The 16,597-nt window shown below is 70.4% G+C and carries 16 protein-coding genes and 1 rRNA gene; 5 read left to right on the forward strand and 12 right to left on the reverse strand.

Features of this window, described 5'->3' with window-relative positions; translation table 11 throughout:
* Positions 1–172, reverse strand: a 16S ribosomal RNA gene (locus BLT23_RS28405); the annotation flags it as partial.
* Between the two features lie 570 nt (positions 173–742).
* Positions 743–2,017, reverse strand: coding sequence for a tyrosine--tRNA ligase (tyrS, locus tag BLT23_RS28410; protein WP_090054812.1), 1,275 nt, complete (start codon positions 2,015–2,017; stop codon positions 743–745).
* Between the two features lie 113 nt (positions 2,018–2,130).
* Here tyrS and BLT23_RS28415 point away from each other — a divergent pair, with 113 nt between their 5' ends.
* Both BLT23_RS28415 and BLT23_RS41005 read left to right on the forward strand, forming a co-directional pair.
* Entirely contained in the window at positions 2,131–2,523 is a 393-nt protein-coding gene (locus BLT23_RS28415; RefSeq protein WP_176946965.1) for a hypothetical protein, read from the forward strand.
* Between the two features lie 12 nt (positions 2,524–2,535).
* Positions 2,536–3,579, forward strand: a complete 1,044-nt coding sequence (locus BLT23_RS41005) for a toll/interleukin-1 receptor domain-containing protein (protein ID WP_090054340.1) — start codon at positions 2,536–2,538, stop codon at positions 3,577–3,579.
* On the opposite strand, the gene BLT23_RS28425 is transcribed toward BLT23_RS41005, so the two are convergent.
* The 9 genes from BLT23_RS28425 to argC are packed head-to-tail and all read right to left on the reverse strand — an operon-like array spanning position 3,571 to position 11,456.
* Entirely contained in the window at positions 3,571–4,173 is a 603-nt protein-coding gene (locus tag BLT23_RS28425) for a DNA-3-methyladenine glycosylase (RefSeq protein ID WP_245744278.1), read from the reverse strand. The genes BLT23_RS41005 and BLT23_RS28425 overlap by 9 nt on opposite strands.
* Positions 4,163–5,554: an argininosuccinate lyase gene (gene argH, locus BLT23_RS28430; RefSeq protein ID WP_090054342.1), complete on the reverse strand. Its 1,392-nt coding sequence runs from the start codon at positions 5,552–5,554 to the stop codon at positions 4,163–4,165. The genes BLT23_RS28425 and argH overlap by 11 nt, the downstream gene beginning before the upstream one ends.
* A 26-nt stretch (positions 5,555–5,580) precedes the next feature.
* A complete protein-coding gene (locus tag BLT23_RS41820) occupies positions 5,581–5,847 on the reverse strand; it encodes an argininosuccinate synthase (RefSeq protein WP_245744279.1) in 267 nt (88 codons plus the stop codon).
* A complete protein-coding gene (locus BLT23_RS28440; protein WP_090054344.1) occupies positions 5,840–6,325 on the reverse strand; it encodes an arginine repressor in 486 nt (161 codons plus the stop codon). Before BLT23_RS28440 ends, BLT23_RS41820 begins: the two co-directional genes overlap by 8 nt.
* The gene (argF, locus tag BLT23_RS28445) at positions 6,322–7,254 is read right to left on the reverse strand and encodes an ornithine carbamoyltransferase (protein WP_090054346.1); all 933 of its coding nucleotides are present in this window, start codon (positions 7,252–7,254) and stop codon (positions 6,322–6,324) included. Before argF ends, BLT23_RS28440 begins: the two co-directional genes overlap by 4 nt.
* Positions 7,251–8,408 carry an acetylornithine transaminase gene (locus tag BLT23_RS28450; RefSeq protein WP_090054348.1) on the reverse strand — a complete coding sequence of 386 codons (1,158 nt, stop codon included), beginning with the start codon at positions 8,406–8,408 and terminating at the stop codon, positions 7,251–7,253. The genes argF and BLT23_RS28450 overlap by 4 nt, the downstream gene beginning before the upstream one ends.
* A complete protein-coding gene (gene argB, locus BLT23_RS28455; RefSeq protein ID WP_090054350.1) occupies positions 8,405–9,277 on the reverse strand; it encodes an acetylglutamate kinase in 873 nt (290 codons plus the stop codon). Before argB ends, BLT23_RS28450 begins: the two co-directional genes overlap by 4 nt.
* On the reverse strand, positions 9,274–10,446 hold the full coding sequence (gene argJ, locus BLT23_RS41825; RefSeq protein ID WP_090054353.1) for a bifunctional glutamate N-acetyltransferase/amino-acid acetyltransferase ArgJ: 1,173 nt from the start codon (positions 10,444–10,446) through the stop codon (positions 9,274–9,276). Before argJ ends, argB begins: the two co-directional genes overlap by 4 nt.
* Positions 10,443–11,456 carry an N-acetyl-gamma-glutamyl-phosphate reductase gene (argC, locus tag BLT23_RS41830; protein WP_090054814.1) on the reverse strand — a complete coding sequence of 338 codons (1,014 nt, stop codon included), beginning with the start codon at positions 11,454–11,456 and terminating at the stop codon, positions 10,443–10,445. Before argC ends, argJ begins: the two co-directional genes overlap by 4 nt.
* Before the next feature lie 114 nt (positions 11,457–11,570).
* Here argC and BLT23_RS28470 point away from each other — a divergent pair, with 114 nt between their 5' ends.
* Genes BLT23_RS28470 through BLT23_RS28480 form a run of 3 tightly spaced genes read left to right on the forward strand, consistent with a single transcriptional unit; the run spans position 11,571 to position 15,190 of the window.
* Positions 11,571–13,061, forward strand: coding sequence for a sensor histidine kinase (locus tag BLT23_RS28470; RefSeq protein ID WP_176946966.1), 1,491 nt, complete (start codon positions 11,571–11,573; stop codon positions 13,059–13,061).
* Complete coding sequence (locus BLT23_RS28475) at positions 13,058–14,539, forward strand: sensor histidine kinase (RefSeq protein WP_090054356.1); 1,482 nt, start codon at positions 13,058–13,060, stop codon at positions 14,537–14,539. Before BLT23_RS28470 ends, BLT23_RS28475 begins: the two co-directional genes overlap by 4 nt.
* Positions 14,540–14,548: 9 nt before the next feature.
* A complete protein-coding gene (locus BLT23_RS28480; RefSeq protein ID WP_090054358.1) occupies positions 14,549–15,190 on the forward strand; it encodes a response regulator in 642 nt (213 codons plus the stop codon).
* On the opposite strand, the gene sthA is transcribed toward BLT23_RS28480, so the two are convergent.
* A complete protein-coding gene (gene sthA / locus BLT23_RS28485) occupies positions 15,177–16,592 on the reverse strand; it encodes a Si-specific NAD(P)(+) transhydrogenase (RefSeq protein ID WP_090054361.1) in 1,416 nt (471 codons plus the stop codon). The genes BLT23_RS28480 and sthA overlap by 14 nt on opposite strands.
* Between the last annotated feature and the right edge of the window lie 5 nt (positions 16,593–16,597).

Genomic DNA, 16,597 nt, shown 5'->3' on the forward strand with positions numbered 1-16,597 from the left:
TATCCGGTATTAGACCTCGTTTCCAAGGCTTATCCCAGAGTACAGGGCAGGTTACCCACGTGTTACTCACCCGTTCGCCGCTCGTGTACCCCGAAGGGCCTTACCGCTCGACTTGCATGTGTTAAGCACGCCGCCAGCGTTCGTCCTGAGCCAGGATCAAACTCTCCAATAAGGACTGTGTTTGATCGCTCCAGACGGAATATGTCTGGCAATCTGGTATTACTACTCAAAGGAATACTCCTGACGAGGAGTATTCATATTACTGGCTGTGTTTCGGCACGCTGTTGAGTTCTCAAAGAACACGCGCTCATCATCACGCTCCGCCATGCGGCGGCCCGATCCGAGGCTGTGTCGTACATAAGCTTGTGTTTGAAACTTCCGACGCCCTTGGCCTCTGAGCTCAGACGAGCTACCGGCTGGGTCTTCGTCGTTTCGAGGTTACCCACTCTACCACACTGGGTGGAAGCTTGGTTCGTGACCTCCGCCGCACTCCGTTCCGGTGTTCCCGGCCCGTTCCGCGCTGGCAGAGAGAAAGTTACACGCACGCCAACCCAGGGTCAAATCGGGGGCACCGCAGCCACCCGCGGCTAGAAAACCGCAGGTCAGCGGCCCCGTGCAGGACCCAGGACCACGCTATCGCAGCCCGAATCCCGGCACACTGTGACCGCCGTCACGTTCAGAAAGATCGAAGGCCGCCGAACCCGAGGGGGTTCGGCGGCCTTCAGCGACCGGTAGTCGCAGGTCAGGGCTGCACTCGCACGCCGGCGTTGTTGCGCTTGCCGCGGCGGAGCACCAGCCACTTGCCGTGGAGCAGGTCCGACGAGGACGGCTTCCACTCCTCGGAGGTCACCTTCTCGTTGTTCACGTAGGCACCCCCCTCGTTCACCGTCCGCCGGGCCGCGCCCCTGCTGTCGGCCAGGCCGGACGCGATCAGCAGGTCGACGATCGTCGGCTCGTCGGCCAGCCGGACCTCGCCGGTCGGCGCCTCGGCTAGTGCGGCCTCCAGGACCGGTGCGTCGAGGTCGCGCAGCTCGCCGCGGCCGAACAGCGCCGACGAGGCGAGGACGACCTGCTGCGTCGCGCGCTCGCCGTGGACCAAGTCCGTGAACTCCTGCGCGAGTCGCTTCTGCGCGGTGCGCAGGTGCGGCTTCTCCGCGGTCTCCTTCTCCAGCGCGTCGAGCTCCTCGCGGGAGAGGAACGTGAAGAGCCGCAGGTAGCGGAGCACGTCGGCGTCACCGACGTTCACGAAGTACTGGTACCAGGCGTACGGCGAGGTCATCTCCGGGTCGAGCCACACGTTGCCGCCGCCGGTGGACTTGCCGAACTTGCGGCCCTCGGCATCGGTGACCAGCGGTGCGGTCAGGGCGTGCACGTGCTTGCCCTCGACGCGGCGGATCAGGTCGACGCCGCCGACGATGTTGCCCCACTGGTCCGAGCCGCCGATCTGCAGCGCGGTGCCGTACTTGCGGTGCAGCTCCAGGTAGTCGTTGGACTGCAGGAGCAGGTAGCTGAACTCGGTGTAGGACATGCCGTCGGTCTGGAGGCGGCGCTTGACCGTCTCGCGCGACAGCATGACGTTGATCGAGAAGTGCTTGCCGACGTCGCGCAGGAACTCGAGCGCGGTGACCTGGCCGGTCCAGTTGAGGTTGTTCTCGACGACCGCGCCCGTGGGCGAGTCGTCGAACTCGACGAACCGCTCCAGTTGGCCGCGGATGCGCCCGGCCCACTCGGCGACGGTGTCCAGCGAGTTCAGCGTGCGCTCACCGGTGTCGCGCGGGTCGCCGATCATGCCCGTGGCACCGCCCGCCAGGACGATCGGCCGGTGGCCCGCCATCTGGAAGCGCTTGAGCATGAGCAGCGGGACCAGGTTGCCGGCGTGCAGCGAGGGCGCCGTCGGGTCGAAACCGCAATAGAGCGTGAGCGGGCCGGCGTCCAGGTCCTTCCGGAGTGCGTCGAGGTCGGTGGACGTCGCGATCAGGCCGCGCCAGGAGAGTTCGTCAAGGATGTGCTCGCTCACGACGGCCATTGTCCCCTACCTGGTCCAACGGGTTTCGGGAAGGTGTGCCGACGGGTACGTCCGTGGGCATGACGGACCCACGTGATGCCGAGTTACGGCGGCCCACCGAGCGCATGCCTCGCGTGAACGAGCCGGTCGTCGAGCAGGTGGTCGAGCGTGACGACGACTACCGCAGGGTGCGGACGGTGCGTGCCGTCTGCGCGGTGATTGATGTCGTGTGCTGGCTGTTCGCGATCGTGCTGTTCGTGCACATCTTCCTGGTGATCGCGGAGGCCAACGCGGGCAACGGGTTCTTCCAGTTCGTCTCGGGGTGGGCCGACGGCGTCACCCTGGGCCTGGACGGCCTGTTCACGCCGGACAACGACAAGGTGGCGACGCTGCTCAACGAGGGCCTGGCCGCGTTGCTGTGGCTGGTCATCGGTGCGTTGCTGACGAACCTGATCAGGCGGCTGGCGTTGCCGGTCGGTCATCGGCGCGCCTGGTACCGCAGGACGGTCCGGCCCTAGCAGAATCACGGGGTGCCGGAGTACGAGTTCGACGTCGCCCCGTCGTTCGCCGACGAGGACCGCGCCCGGGTCTTGCAGGTGGTCGACCGCCTGAAGGACCTGGGCGTATCGGTGTACTACGACGAGGACCAGGCCGTGGAGCGCTGGGGCTTGGACCTCGTCGAACACACCTCCGAAACCTACGGCAGTCGTGTCCGCTACGTGCTTCCGTTCGTCTCACAGCACTACGTCGACGAACGGTGGGCGCGTCTGCAACGCCGCGTGGCGAACGCACGCGCGTTGGAGCAACAAGCCGAGTTCCTGCTGCCGATCCGCATCGACGACACGGACGTGCCGGGACTACTTGCGAGCGTCGGCTACCTGGACGTGCGCGTGCACAGCACCGAGGTCATCGCACAGGCCGTGGTGCAGAAGCTCGCACAGCACCGCGCGTCGTTCACGTCGGCCACGCCGATCACGCCGCAGTCGGTGGCCGCGCTGGCACGGGAGAAGCCGCGCGGCTGGGAGTACCTGCTCTACGTCACCGTTGTGGCACAAGGACTTGCGGAGCTGGAGCAGAAGTACTGGGAGCACTTCCTGCGGTACGCGCCGCGCAACGGTTCCGTCGAACACGGCAACGGCATCTCGCTCATCCGGGACCGCAACGTGCTGCTCGGCGAGATCATCAAGGTCGCGGTGGACACGGTGTTCACGGCGGACACGCAGGAGGCCGCGTTCGGCGGGCCCGGAGTGCCGGGCGACCCCGAACGGATCGTGCACCTCGGTGAGCTGTTCGTGCGGACGTTCGACGAGATCCTGGAATGGGCGCGCGGAATCCACGGCACCAGCTACGCCGACGAACGCGCACGGGCCGCCGCACGCATCCAGGCCCAGTTCGCCGATCAGCAGCTGCGGGCGATGCACGAGGTCGCGCAGAACCTGCGGGAGGTGGCGGACACGCTGGTCGAGCGGTTGACGGCCGGGGAGCAGATCAACGTGACCGTGCCGCTGGTGTTCGAGGTGGATCCGGCTTTGGAGCGGGAGTTCAAGGCGGCGCTGGAGAAGCTGTCACGGTGACTTGCGGCGTTTGCCGCCCCGCTTGTACGTCGACACCGCCGGCGAGTCGATCCAGAACCGCCACGGCACGTCCATCGCCACCGCGACGCCCACCCGCGGCCCGGAGAACACCTCGCCCGCCGGCTCCCCCGCGTACAGGCGCACGGGCGAGTCGGGTGAGGTCAGGTCCACGCCGTTCTGGGTGCGGTCCAGGCCGAGGACCTTGCACAGCCTGGCCGGACCCTTGGCCAGTTCGGCGGCGGAGCGGGAGGCGGGGCGGCGGGAGAACGCGATGTCCTCGCCGGAGACGACCTCGCCTGCCCGGAGCAGTACGGCGCCGGCTACGCCGTCGGTCAGGGAGACGACGTTCGCGCAGAAGTGCATGCCGTAGACGAAGTAGACGTAGAGGTGGCCGGCTGGGCCGAACATCACCTCGTTGCGCGGGGTCTTGCCTCGGTAGCAGTGGGACGCGGGGTCGTCGCCGCCGCGGTACGCCTCCACCTCGACGACGCGGACGCGCACGTCGCCTGCCTCCAGGTACGAGCCGAGGAGGAGCTGGGCGGCATCGACCGGGTCGATGGCCAGCTCCTCCCTGGTCAGCAGCCTAGAAGTCACGTGCTGCCGCGGCCTTGGCCACGAGGGCGTCGAGCTGTTCGCGGACGCGGTCGGGGGCGGTGCCGCCGTGGGCGTTGCGCGAGGCGATGGAGCCTTCGACGGTCAGCACGGACCTCACCTCGGGGGTGAGGGCCGGGGAGATCGCGGCGAACTCCTCGTCGGTCAGGTCCTCCAGGCCGACGCCGCGGGACTCGGCGGTGCGGACGCACGCGCCCGCTGCCTCGTGGGCCACGCGGAACGGGACGCCCTGGCGCACCAGCCACTCGGCGATGTCCGTGGCCAGGGTGAAGCCGGCGGGGGCCAGGGAGGCCATGCGGTCGGTGTCGAACCTGAGGGTGGCGACCATGCCGGCGAAGGCGGGGAGCAGGATCTCCAGCTGCTCGACCGAGTCGAACAGCGGTTCCTTGTCCTCTTGCAGGTCGCGGTTGTACGCGAGCGGCTGGGCCTTCAGCGTGGCGAGCAGGCCCGCCAGGTTGCCGATCAGGCGGCCGGACTTGCCGCGGGCCAGCTCGGCGACGTCGGGGTTCTTCTTCTGCGGCATGATCGAGCTGCCGGTGGACCAGGCGTCGTCGAGGACCGCGAAGCGGAACTCGGCGGTGGTCCAGATGATGACCTCCTCGGCGATGCGCGAGAGGTTCACGCTGACCATCGCGAGGACGAACGCGATCTCGGCGGCGAAGTCGCGGGACGCGGTGCCGTCGATCGAGTTCTCGACCGGGGCGTAGAAGCCCAGGTCGGCGGCCACCTTCGCCGGGTCGAGGCCGAGCGAGGAGCCGGCCAGGGCGCCGGAGCCGTAGGGGGAGAACGCGGCGCGCTCGTCCCAGTCGTGCAGGCGGTCGACGTCGCGCAGCAGCGCGTGCGCGTGGGCCAGCAGGTGGTGCGAGAGCAGCACGGGCTGGGCGGACTGCAGGTGGGTGCGGCCCGGCATCACGGCGCCGAAGTGCGTCTCGGACTGCGCGGCCAGGGCGTCCACGACGTCCAGCACACCGGACGCGACGCGGCGGGCGGCGTCGCGCAGCCACATCCGGAACAGGGTCGCCACCTGGTCGTTGCGGGAACGGCCCGCGCGCAGCTTGCCGCCGAGCTCGGTGCCCGCGCGGTCGATCAGGCCGCGTTCCAGTGCGGTGTGGACGTCCTCGTCCTCCAGCACCGGGGTGAACGCGCCGGACTCGACGTCGGCGAGCAGCTCGTCCAGCGCCTTCTGCATGCCGGCCAGCTCGTCGTCCGTCAGCAGCCCGGCGGCGTGCAGCACGCGGGCGTGCGCGCGGGAACCGGCGATGTCGTACGGCGCGAGCCGCCAGTCGAAGTGCGTCGACAGCGACAGCCGGGCCATCGCCTCGGCCGGTCCCGACTCGAACCGGCCACCCCACAAAGAACTCATTACGGTGCAACTCTCATTTGGCGAACTCAGCTGGCGAAGTCGTAAAGCGATTCTTCCGAACGGGCTACCAGGCCGACCACGCGCCCCTCGTGGAGCGAGACGTCGACCTGGCCGCTGCCGGACGGCAGGGCCATCCGCGCGACCCTGACGGCGACCGATCCCAGGCTGGACCTGACGACGCCGGCGCGGAAGTTGAGCTCGCGGACGGCCTCGGCGACGGAGACGGTCTCGCCGTCCACCGCCACGGGCACGCCCGCGTCGAACGTCAGGACGGCGTGCACCGGTTCATTCATCGCCGGAACCCGTGGCCAGCGCGGCGATCCGCTCGGCCAGCCCGGCGCCGGTGAGCGGCTCGCGGGCCACGACCAGGATCGTGTCGTCGCCCGCGATGGTGCCGACGATCTCGGTCAGCGCCGCCCGGTCCAGGGCGGAGGCGAGGAACTGCGCCGCTCCCGGCGGGGTGCGCAGGACGGCGAGGTTGCCCGACGAGTCCGTGGACATGAGCAGCTCGCCGAGCACGCGGGCGAGCCGGGTGGTGCCGCCCTGGACGCCGCGCACGGGGCTGCCGTCCTCGGGGATGACGTAGACGGGCGCGCCGCCGTCGGGGCCGCGGAGCTTCACCGCGCCGAGCTCGTCCAGGTCGCGCGACAACGTGGCCTGGGTGACCTCGATGCCCTCGGCGGCGAGGAGCTTCGCGAGCTCGGACTGGCTGCGGATGACGAGCTGGCTGACCAGCTCGACGATGCGGCCCTGACGTGCGGTGCGGGTCATGACGAGTGCTCCAGCAACCACACGAGCAGCGCCTTCTGGGCGTGCAGGCGGTTCTCGGCCTCCTGCCACACGAGCGACTGCGGGCCGTCGAGCACGTCGTCGGTGATCTCCCAGCCGCGGTGGGCCGGCAGGCAGTGCAGGACCGTCGAGTCGGGCTTGCCGGTCGCGGCGAGCAGGTCGGCGTTCACCTGGTAGGGGCGGAACGGGCCGACGCGGTCCTTGCCGTCGTTCTCCTGGCCCATCGACGTCCACGTGTCGGTGACCAGCACGTCGGCGCCGTCGACGGACTCGCGCGGGTCGCTGATCAACGCCACCGAGCCGCCGGTCTCGGCGGCGCGCTTCTTGGCGTCCTCCAGGAACTGCGGGTTCGGCACGAAACCGGCGGGCGCGCCGACGCGGACGTGCATGCCCGCCGTGGCGCCGCCCAGCAGCAGCGAGTGCGCCATGTTGTTGGCGCCGTCACCGAGGTAGGTGAGCGTGAGTCCGGCGAGCTTGCCGTAGCGGCGGCGGATGGTCTGGAGGTCCGCGAGCACCTGGCAGGGGTGGAACTCGTCGGTCAGCGCGTTGACGACCGGGATGCGCGACACGGACGCCATCGCCTCCATGCGCGCCTGCGCGAACGTCCGCCAGACGACGGCGTCGACGTAGCCGGACAGGATGCGGGAGGTGTCCTCGATGGTCTCCTCGCGGCCGAGCTGCATCGAGCGGCCGTCGATGATCACCGGGTTGCCGCCGAGCTGGGCGATGCCGACCTCGAACGACAGGCGGGTGCGCGTCGAGTTCTTCTCGAAGATCACGGCGACGGACTTGGGGCCCGCCAGCGGCTTCGCGGTGAACCTGTCGGCCTTGTAGGCGTCGGCGAGGTCGAGGACGGCCGCCTGCTCCTCGGTGGTCAGGTCGTCGTCGCGCAGGAAGTGCCTCGGGTTCACGGCGTCTCCTCGAAGAAGGCGGGGAGCGCGGCGACGAATGCCTGCGCGTCGGAGGTGTCCAGCACGAGCGGCGGGGCGAGCCGCAGCACGTCGGGCTGGATCGGGTTGATCAGGTAGCCGGCCTTCTGCGCGGCCGCCGCGGCCTTCGCCGAGACCGCCTCGCGCAGCGTGACGCCGAGCAGCAGACCGGCTCCCCGCACTCCGGAGATCGCCGGGTGGTGCAGCGCCTCCACCCCGGCCGCGATCTCCTTGCCCACGGACGAGGCGTGCTCCAGCAGGCCCTCCGAGGCGATCGTGTCGAGCACCGCGAGGGCGGCCGCGCAGCACACCGGGTTCCCGCCGAACGTGGTGCCGTGCTGACCGGGGCGGAACAGCTCGGCCGCGGCGCCGAAGCCGATCGTGGCGCCCAGCGGCAGGCCGCCGCCGAGGCCCTTGGCGAGCGTCATGACGTCCGGGACGATCCCGGCCTGCTGGAAGGCGAACCACGTGCCGAGGCGGCCGATGCCGGTCTGCACCTCGTCGAGGATGAGCAGCGCGCCGTGCTCGGAGGTGATCCGGCGGGCCTCCTGGAGGTAGCCGGCGGGCGGGACGAGAACGCCCTGCTCGCCCTGGATCGGCTCGACGATGAAGGCGGCGGTGTCGTCGTCGATCGCGGCCTCCAGCGCGGCGACGTCACCGAACGGGATGTGCGAGACGCCGGGCACGAGCGGTTCGAACGGCGCCTTCTTGCCGGGCTGGCCGGTGAGGGAGAGCGCGCCCATCGTGCGGCCGTGGAAGCCGCCCTCGGTCGCGACGACCTTGGTGCGGCCGGTGCGGCGGGACATCTTGAGCGCCGCCTCGTTCGCCTCGGCGCCGGAGTTGCAGAAGAAGACCTTGCCGGGCTCCCCCGCGAGGTCGAGCAGGCGTTCGGCGAGCCGGAGCGCGGGCTCGTTGACGTAGAGGTTGGACGTGTGCCCGATCTTGGCGATCTGGGTCGTCACCGCCTCGACGACCTTCGGGTGCGCGTGCCCGAGCGCGTTGACCGCGATGCCGGTCAGCAGGTCGAGGTAGCGGTTGCCGTCGGTGTCCCAGACGTACGCGCCCTCGCCGCGGTCCAGCTGCAGCGACGGCGTGCCGTAGTTGTCCATCATGGACTCTTGCCAGCGCGTGGTCATTTCGTGTCCCCCAACACCATCGTTCCGATGCCCTGCGAGGTGAAGACTTCGAGCAGCACGCTGTGGGCCAGCCTGCCGTCGATCACGTGCGCCTGCGGGACGCCGCCGCGCACCGCGCGCAGGCAAGCCTCCATCTTCGGCACCATGCCGCTTTCCAGGCCCGGCATGATCTTCTCCAGCTCGGACGCGCGGATCTCGTTCAGCAGCGACGACTTGTCCGGCCAGTTCGCGTAGAGACCTTCGACGTCCGTGAGCACCACGAGCTTCTCGGCGCCGAGTGCGACCGCCAGAGCACCGGCCGCCGTGTCCGCGTTCACGTTGTGCGGCACGCCGTCGACGTCCGGAGCGACCGACGACACGACCGGGATGCGGCCCGCGCGCACGATGTCGAGCACGGCGTCGGGGTTGACCTCGGTGATGTCGCCGACGAGACCGATGTCGACCTCCTCGCCGTCGACCAGCGCGCCGCGGCGGGTGGCGGTGAACAGCTGGGCGTCCTCGCCGGAGATGCCGACGGCGTACGGGCCGTGCTGGTTGATCAGGCCGACGAGCTCGCGCCCGACCTGGCCGACGAGGACCATCCGCACGACGTCCATCGCCTCGGGCGTGGTGACGCGCAGGCCGCCGCGGAACTCGCTGTGGATGCCGAGCCGGTCCAGCATGGACTTGATCTGTGGGCCGCCGCCGTGGACGACGACCGGGCGCAGGCCGCACAGCCGCAGGAACACCATGTCCTCGGCGAACGCCTTCTTCAGCTCGTCGTCGACCATCGCGTTGCCGCCGTACTTGACGACGACGAGCGCGCCGCGGAAGCGCTGCAACCACGGCAGTGCCTCGACGAGGACGGCCGCCTTTTCCTGTGCGTTCATGAGGAGTACGCGCTGTTCTCTTCGACGTAGTCGTGGGACAGGTCCGTGGTGAGCACGGTGGCCTCGGCGTCGCCGACGTTGAGGTCGATGACGATCTCGACGTCACGGCCGGACAGGTCGGCTTCGGACCGGTCTCGGTCGCGGGTTCCGTTGCGGTACAACGAGACGCCGTTGATGATGATCTGCAGGACGTCCGGGTCGATCTCGGCGTCGGCGCGGCCGAGGGCCATCGCGATGCGGCCCCAGTTCGGGTCGCTGCCGAACAGCGCGGTCTTCACGAGGTTGTCCTCGGCGACCGTCCGTCCGACGAGGACGGCCTCGGCCTCGCTCGCGGCCTGCTTCACGGTGATGCTGATTTCCTTCGTCACGCCCTCGGCGTCGCCCTGCAGCTGCTTGACGAGGTCACCCGCGACCTCGGTGAGCAGCGCGGTGAAGTCGTCGAACGACGGCTCGACGCCGGACGCGCCGGAGGCGAGGACCAGCACGGTGTCGTTGGTGGACGTGCCGCCGTCGACGTCGAGGCGGTCGAACGTCCGCGACGTGGCGAGGCGCAGCGCCTTGTCGAGCTGCTCGCCGGAGATCTTGGCGTCGGTGGTGATCACCGACAGCATCGTGGCGAGGTTGGGGGCGAGCATGCCCGCGCCCTTCACGAACCCGCCGACGGACCAACCCTGTTCGGACGCCTTCCAGGACTGCTTGGGGCGGCTGTCCGTGGTCATCACGCCGGTGGCGGCACGCAGACCGGCCTCGACCGACGAGTCGAGCTCCTTCGCGGCGGTCTCGACGCCCGCGAGGACCTTGTCCATCGGCAGGCGCTCGCCGATCAGCCCGGTGGAGCACACCGCGACGTCGACGGCGCCGGTGCCGAGCACCTCGGCGACCTTCTCGGCGGTGGCGTGCGTGTCCTGGAAGCCCTCGGGGCCGGTGCACGCGTTGGCGCCGCCCGAGTTGAGCACGACGGCGGTGAGCCGGTGCGACTGGACGACCTGCTGTGACCAGAGCACGGGCGCGGCCTTCACCTTGTTGGTGGTGAAGACACCCGCGGCCGAGTCGGACGGGCCGTCGTTGACGACGAGCGTGAGGTCGAGCGCGCCGGATTCCTTGATCCCGGCGGCGATCCCGGCGGCGCGGAAGCCCTGCGGGCCGGTGACGCCCTTGGTGCGGTTCACGGAGCGACTCCAACGGTCGAGAGGCCGGAGGTCTCCGGCAGTCCGAGGGCGAGGTTCATGCACTGGACGGCGGCACCCGCGGTGCCCTTCGCCAGGTTGTCGACGGCGGCCACGACGACGAGCCGGTTCAGGTCGGCGTCGACGGCCACCTGCAGCTGGACGGCGTTCGAGCCCAGGACGGCGTTCGTCGTGGGCCAGAAGCCTTCGGGGAGCAGGTGCACGAACGGCTCGTCCGCGTACGCCTTCTCGTAGGCTTCGCGGACGTCCGCGCCGTCCTTGAGCTGGGCGGAGCAGGTCGCGAGGATGCCGCGCGACATCGGCGCGAGCACCGGCGTGAAGCTGACCGCGATCCGGCGGCCGGCCACGGCGCTCAGGTTCTGGCTGATCTCCGGCGTGTGCCGGTGGGCGCCGCCGACGCCGTACGCGCTGGCCGAGCCCATCACCTCGGACCCGAGCAGGTTCGGCTTGAGCGACTTGCCCGCGCCCGACGTGCCGGAGACGGCCACGACGACGACCTCGTCCTCGATGAGGCCGACGGCCGGTGCGAGCGCCAGCGACGAGACGGTCGGGTAGCAGCCGGGGACGGCCACGCGGCGGGCGCCGACGAGCGCGTCCCGCTGGCCGGGAAGCTCCGGCAGCCCGTACGGCCAGGAGCCCGCGTGCTCGCCGCCGTACCACCGCGTCCAGTCGTCCGCGCTGGTCAGCCGGTGGTCGGCGCCGCAGTCGACCACGACCACGTCGTCGCCGAGCTGCTCCGCGATGGCCGCCGAGTGACCGTGGGGAAGTGCGAGGAAGACCACGTCGTGGCCCCGGAGGACCTCGGCTGTGGTGTCCTGCAGGCGGCGGTCCGCGAGCGGCAGGAGGTGCGGCTGGTGCTTGAGCAGCAGGTCGCCGGCGCTGCTGTGCGCCGTCAACGCGCCGATCTCGACGTCCGGATGACCCAGTAGCAGGCGGAGCAGCTCGCCACCCGCGTATCCGCTGGCGCCCGCGACCGCGATCCTCACTGTCATGCGCATGATTATGCACGGTCATGCAAACTCACTCAACCGAGTGTGGCCACCTGTCCACCCGTTCAGGCCACCTGGCGCTGGGCGCCGTCACCACCGTCGACCATGATGATCAGCGTGAACGGGAAGGTGCGGGACGGTCTGTGGGCGGCGAGCGCCTTCCTGCTGTCCCTCGTGACGCTGGTGGCGCCGTTCGGCAAGCCCGTCCCCTGGTGGGTGGTCGTGGCCTCCGCGGTGTGGTCGGCCGCGCTGGTGCCGCTCAGCGAGCACCGGCCGAAGTGGGCGATCGTGCTCACCGCTCCCCTCAACGCGACCAACAACCTGCTGGCCATCGCACCGGCCGCGCTCGTGGTGTTCCGCGCCGCCCGGTCGGTCCGCTCGCAGGGACAGCTGTGGGCGCTGATCGGCGTCGCGGCGCCGCTGCAGGTGGGCTCCGGCGCCCTCTACTCCTGGTACGCGGCGGAGAGCCTGACCGACTACCTGCTCAACAACGGGTTCACCGTGGTCTTCCTGCTCATCTTCCCCGCCGTGGCCGGTGGGCTGATCGGCCGGCGCAAGCCGCTGACCCAGGTCCTGATGGAGCGCAACGACTACCTGGAGCACGCGCGGGTGCTGACCGCGAACACCGCCAGGTCCGCGACGCGCGCCCACATCGCGAGCGAGATGCACGACATGCTCAGCCACCGGCTCCGGCAGCTCACCGCGCACGCCGCCGCGCTGGAGCGGTCCGCCGCCGAGCAGGCTCCCGAGCTGCGGGAACAGGTCGAGCTGATCCGCAGGACATCCACCGTCGCGATGGAGGAGCTGCGCGAGATCCTGGGTGTCCTCGGCGGGTCGTCCGACGCCGACGAGGACGCGGGCACGCGCGTCGACGTCGAACGGCTCGTGGCGGCGTCGACCGCTGCGGGGCTGTCCGTCTTCCTGGACTGGTCGGGCGACGACCTGGCCGACGCCGACCGGCGGCTGCGCCGGGCGGTCCACCGGATCGTCCGCGAAGGACTCACGAACGTGCACAAGCACGCGCCGTCGGCACGGACCCGCGTCTCGGTGCACGTCGCGGACCGGGTGCGCGTCGAGGTGGCCAGCGACCTGAGCAGCGAACCGAGGGGCGCGGGTACCCGGCGCGGGCTCATCGGCCTGGAGGAACGGGTCGCGCTGATCGGCGGCACGTTCGACGCGCGGCCGTTCGGGGGCAAGTTCCGGGTCGCGGCCGACCTGCCGCTGCACCCGGTGGCGCAGGAGGAGACGGGCGGGCAGGGCGCGGTGACCGAGGCGCCTCCCCCGATCACCGCCGAGGTGCTGACCACGCCGCGCGCGGTGGGCGGCGGCTGTCTCGCCACGCTCTCGCTGGTCCCCGCGGTCCTGACGGCGTTCGTGCTGCTCGCCCTGGCGATCTTCGCCAGGGCCGACATGAGCCGGGAGGAGTTCGACGCGTTGCAGGTCTCCGTCGCGGACGAGGAGGAGGTCACCGACAGGTTCGGCTTCGGCAAGTCCTCCGCCGGTGACGGGTGCCTGCGCTACCGCGTGCGGGACGCGGACGACCTCGACTTCGAGCTGTGCTTCGACCGCGGCGGTGTGCTGACCACGAAGAAGGAGCTGCCGCGGTGAGGTTCGTCTGGCCCGTCCTCGCGTTCGTGACCGGCCTGGTGCCGCTGGTCGCGCCGCTGGCACCGGACCCCCACCCGGCGCTGACGGTCGCGACGGCGCTGTGGACCGCGGCGCTGGTGTGGCTGGCGCCGCGCAAGCCCGTGTGGGCACTGCTGCTGACCGCGCCGCTGTTCGCGGTGAACAACCTGTGGGCGCAGGCCATCACGACGTTCGTCGTCTTCGCCGCGTGCCGTCGCATCACGCCGCTGGGCAGGTTGTGGGCGCTGCTCGGGCTCGTGATCGCGCTGCAGAGCGCGTTCAGCCTGGTGCAGGACCACGGCCCCGGCATGTCCTTCGCGGAGACACTGCTCACCGCGGTCCTCAACTCGATGTTCTTCGTGCTCTTCCCCGCCGTCTCCGGCATGTTGCTGGGTCGCCGCCGTCCGATGGTCCGGGTCCTGCGCGAACGCAACGAGTACCTGGAACGCGCGAGGGCGCTGACCGCCGCGTCCGCCCGTACCGAGGAACGCGCGCACATCGCCGGCGAGATGCACGACATGCTCGGCCACCGGCTCAGCCTGGTCTCCATCCACGCGGGCGCGCTGGAGCTGGCGACCGCCACCAAGGCTCCCCAGCTGCACGACCAGGCCGAGCTGATCCGCACCACGTCGTCGCTCGCGATGGCCGAGCTGCGCGAGATCCTCGGCGTGCTGCGCACCAACCCCGAACCGGAGTCGCTCGACGAGGACACCGGCACCCGGTCCGACATCGCCGCGCTGGTCGAGAGCTCGGTGAACGCGGGGCTCACGGTGTCGCTCGACTGGTCGGGCGACGACCTGCACGACGCCGACCCGCGCACCCGCCGGGCCGTGCACCGCGTGGTCCGCGAGGCGCTGAGCAACGTCCACAAGCACGCCCCCGGCGCCCGTGCGCGGGTGCAGGTCTCGGCCGGCGGCGGACGGGTGCGGCTCCAGGTGCTCAACGGCCCGTCGGCCGCGACCCCCGGCACGGGCACCCGGCGCGGCCTGGTCGGCCTGGAGGAACGCGTCGGCCTGCTCGGCGGCTCGTTCACCGCCGGTCCCCCTGCCGAGGGCGGCTGGCGGGTGGCCGCGGACGTGCCCCTGCGTCCGGCCGCCGCGGCCGACCAGTCCGCGGCGGAGGTCGCCGAGGTGCCGCCCCCGCTCGCGGCCGAGGTGCTGACCGTGCCTCGCGTGCTCGGCGGCGGGTGCCTCGGCCTGTTCGCGTTGCTGCCGGTCACCGGCGCGCTCGTCGTGCTGCTGGTGTTCGCGCTCCTCAACCCGATGGAGATGAACGCGCCGTACTTCGACTCGCTGAAAGTGGGCGTGACCGGCGAGGAAGAGGTGATGAACGAGTTCGGGCCCGGACGGTTCGGCTCGGACGGCTGCACGCGGTACCGGACCTCGCACAACCCGGAGCTGTCCTACAAACTGTGCTTCCGGGACGGCAAGCTCGCCTCCAAGGAGCAGGAACGCACGTAGTCTGCCACCGTGATCCGAGTCCTCCTCGCCGATGACGAGACGTTGATGCGCGCGGGCATCCGCCTGATCCTCGAGAACGACCCCGGGATCACCGTGGTGGCCGAGGCGTCGGACGGCAACCAGGCCGTGGAGCTGGCCAGGAAGCACGACGTCGACGTGGCGCTGCTCGACATCCGCATGCCCGGCGGCGACGGCCTCAAGGCCGCGGAGCAGATCGCGAGGACCGCCCACGTCGTCATGCTCACGACGTTCGGCGAGGACTCCTACGTCGCCCAGGCCCTCAAGGTCGGCGCCACGGGGTTCCTGCTCAAGGACACCCCGCCCCAGGACCTGATCAACGCCGTGCGCAAGGCGGCGGGCGGCGAGCCGATCCTCGCCCCGCAGATCACCAAGCGCCTGATCGAGCGGCACCTCACCACCCCGGACCACGCCACGTCGGCGCGCCGCAAGATCGAGGCGCTCACCGAGACCGAGCGCACCGTGCTGGAGCTCGTCGGCGAAGGGCTGTCCAACACCGAGATCGGCGAGCGGCTCTACCTGGCGACCGGCACGGTGAAGGCGCACATCAGCCGGATCCTGCCCAAGCTGGAGGTCACCAACCGCGTGCAGGCCGCCATCGTCGCCCACGAGGCGGGGCTCACGAGGTCGTGAAGCGGTCCAGCGCCCTGATCTTGTTGGTGGCGTCCAGCGCCGCGACCTTGTACGCCTCGGACAGCGTCGGGTAGTTGAAGACCGTGTCGACGAGGTAGTCGACCGTGCCGCCGCAGCCCATCACGGCCTGTCCGATGTGCACGAGGTCCGTCGCGCCGGTGCCGAACACGTGCACACCGAGGATCTTGCGGTCCACAGTGGACACGAGCAGCTTCAGCATGCCGTACGCGTCACCGACGATCTGGCCGCGCGCCAGCTCGCGGTAGCGGGAGATGCCGACCTCGTACGGGACGGCCGACGACGTCAGCTCCGCCTCGGTGGCGCCGCAGTAGGAGATCTCCGGGATCGTGTAGATGCCGATCGGCTGCAACGCCGTCAGCTCGTGCACCGGCTCGCCGAACGCGTGGTACGCCGCCAGCCTGCCCTGGTCCATCGACGTCGCGGCCAGCGCCGGGAAGCCGATCACGTCGCCCACGGCGTAGATGTGCTCGACGGGCGTGCGGTAGTGCTCGTCGACGGTGAGCCGGCCGCGGCGGTCGGCCTCCAGCCCGGCGGCGCCCAGGTCGAGGTGCTCGGTGCAGCCCTGGCGGCCCGCCGAGTACATGACCGCGGCGGCCGGGATGCGCTTGCCGGAGGCCAGCGTCGTGATGGTGCCGGAGTTCGACACCGAGACGTCCACGACCTTCTCGTCGAAGCGGAACGTGACGGCGAGGTCGCGCAGGTGGAACTTCAGCGACTCGACGATCTCGGGGTCGCAGAAGTCCAGCATCCGCTCGCGCTGCTCGACGACCGTCACGCGGGTGCCGAGCGCGGCGAACATCGACGCGTACTCGATGCCGATCACGCCCGCGCCGACCACGACCAGCGACGACGGGATCTCGGTGAGCGCGAAGACCTCGTCGGAGTCGAGGATGCGCTCCTCGTCGAAGTCCACCTCGGACGGACGCGCGGGCGTCGTGCCCGTGGCGATGACGACGTACTCACCGGTGATCGTCGTCCGGTCGCCGCGGTGGGTTCCCTCCACGGAGACGGTGTGCGGGTCGACGAACCGCCCGAAGCCGTTGAGCAGGTCGATGCCGTTGCGGTGCAGCTGGGCGCGCACGACCTGGACCTCGCGGCCGATCACGTGCTGCGTGCGGGCCATCAGGTCGTTGATGGTGATGTCCTGCTTGACCCGGTAGCTCGCCCCGTACAGCTCGCGCTGGCTCATGCCCGTCAGGTACATGACGGCCTCGCGCAGGGTCTTCGACGGGATCGTGCCCGTGTTCGCGCAGACGCCGCCGATCATCTCCTGCTTGTCGATCACCGCGACGCGCTTGCCCAGTTTCGCACCCGCGATCGCCGCCTTCTGGCCGCCAGGACCAGAGCCGATGACGATCAGGTCGTAGTCGTACGACGTCATGGCGA

Origin of the sequence: Lentzea fradiae (assembly GCF_900100955.1) — a bacterium.
GTDB lineage: Bacteria > Actinomycetota > Actinomycetes > Mycobacteriales > Pseudonocardiaceae > Lentzea > Lentzea fradiae.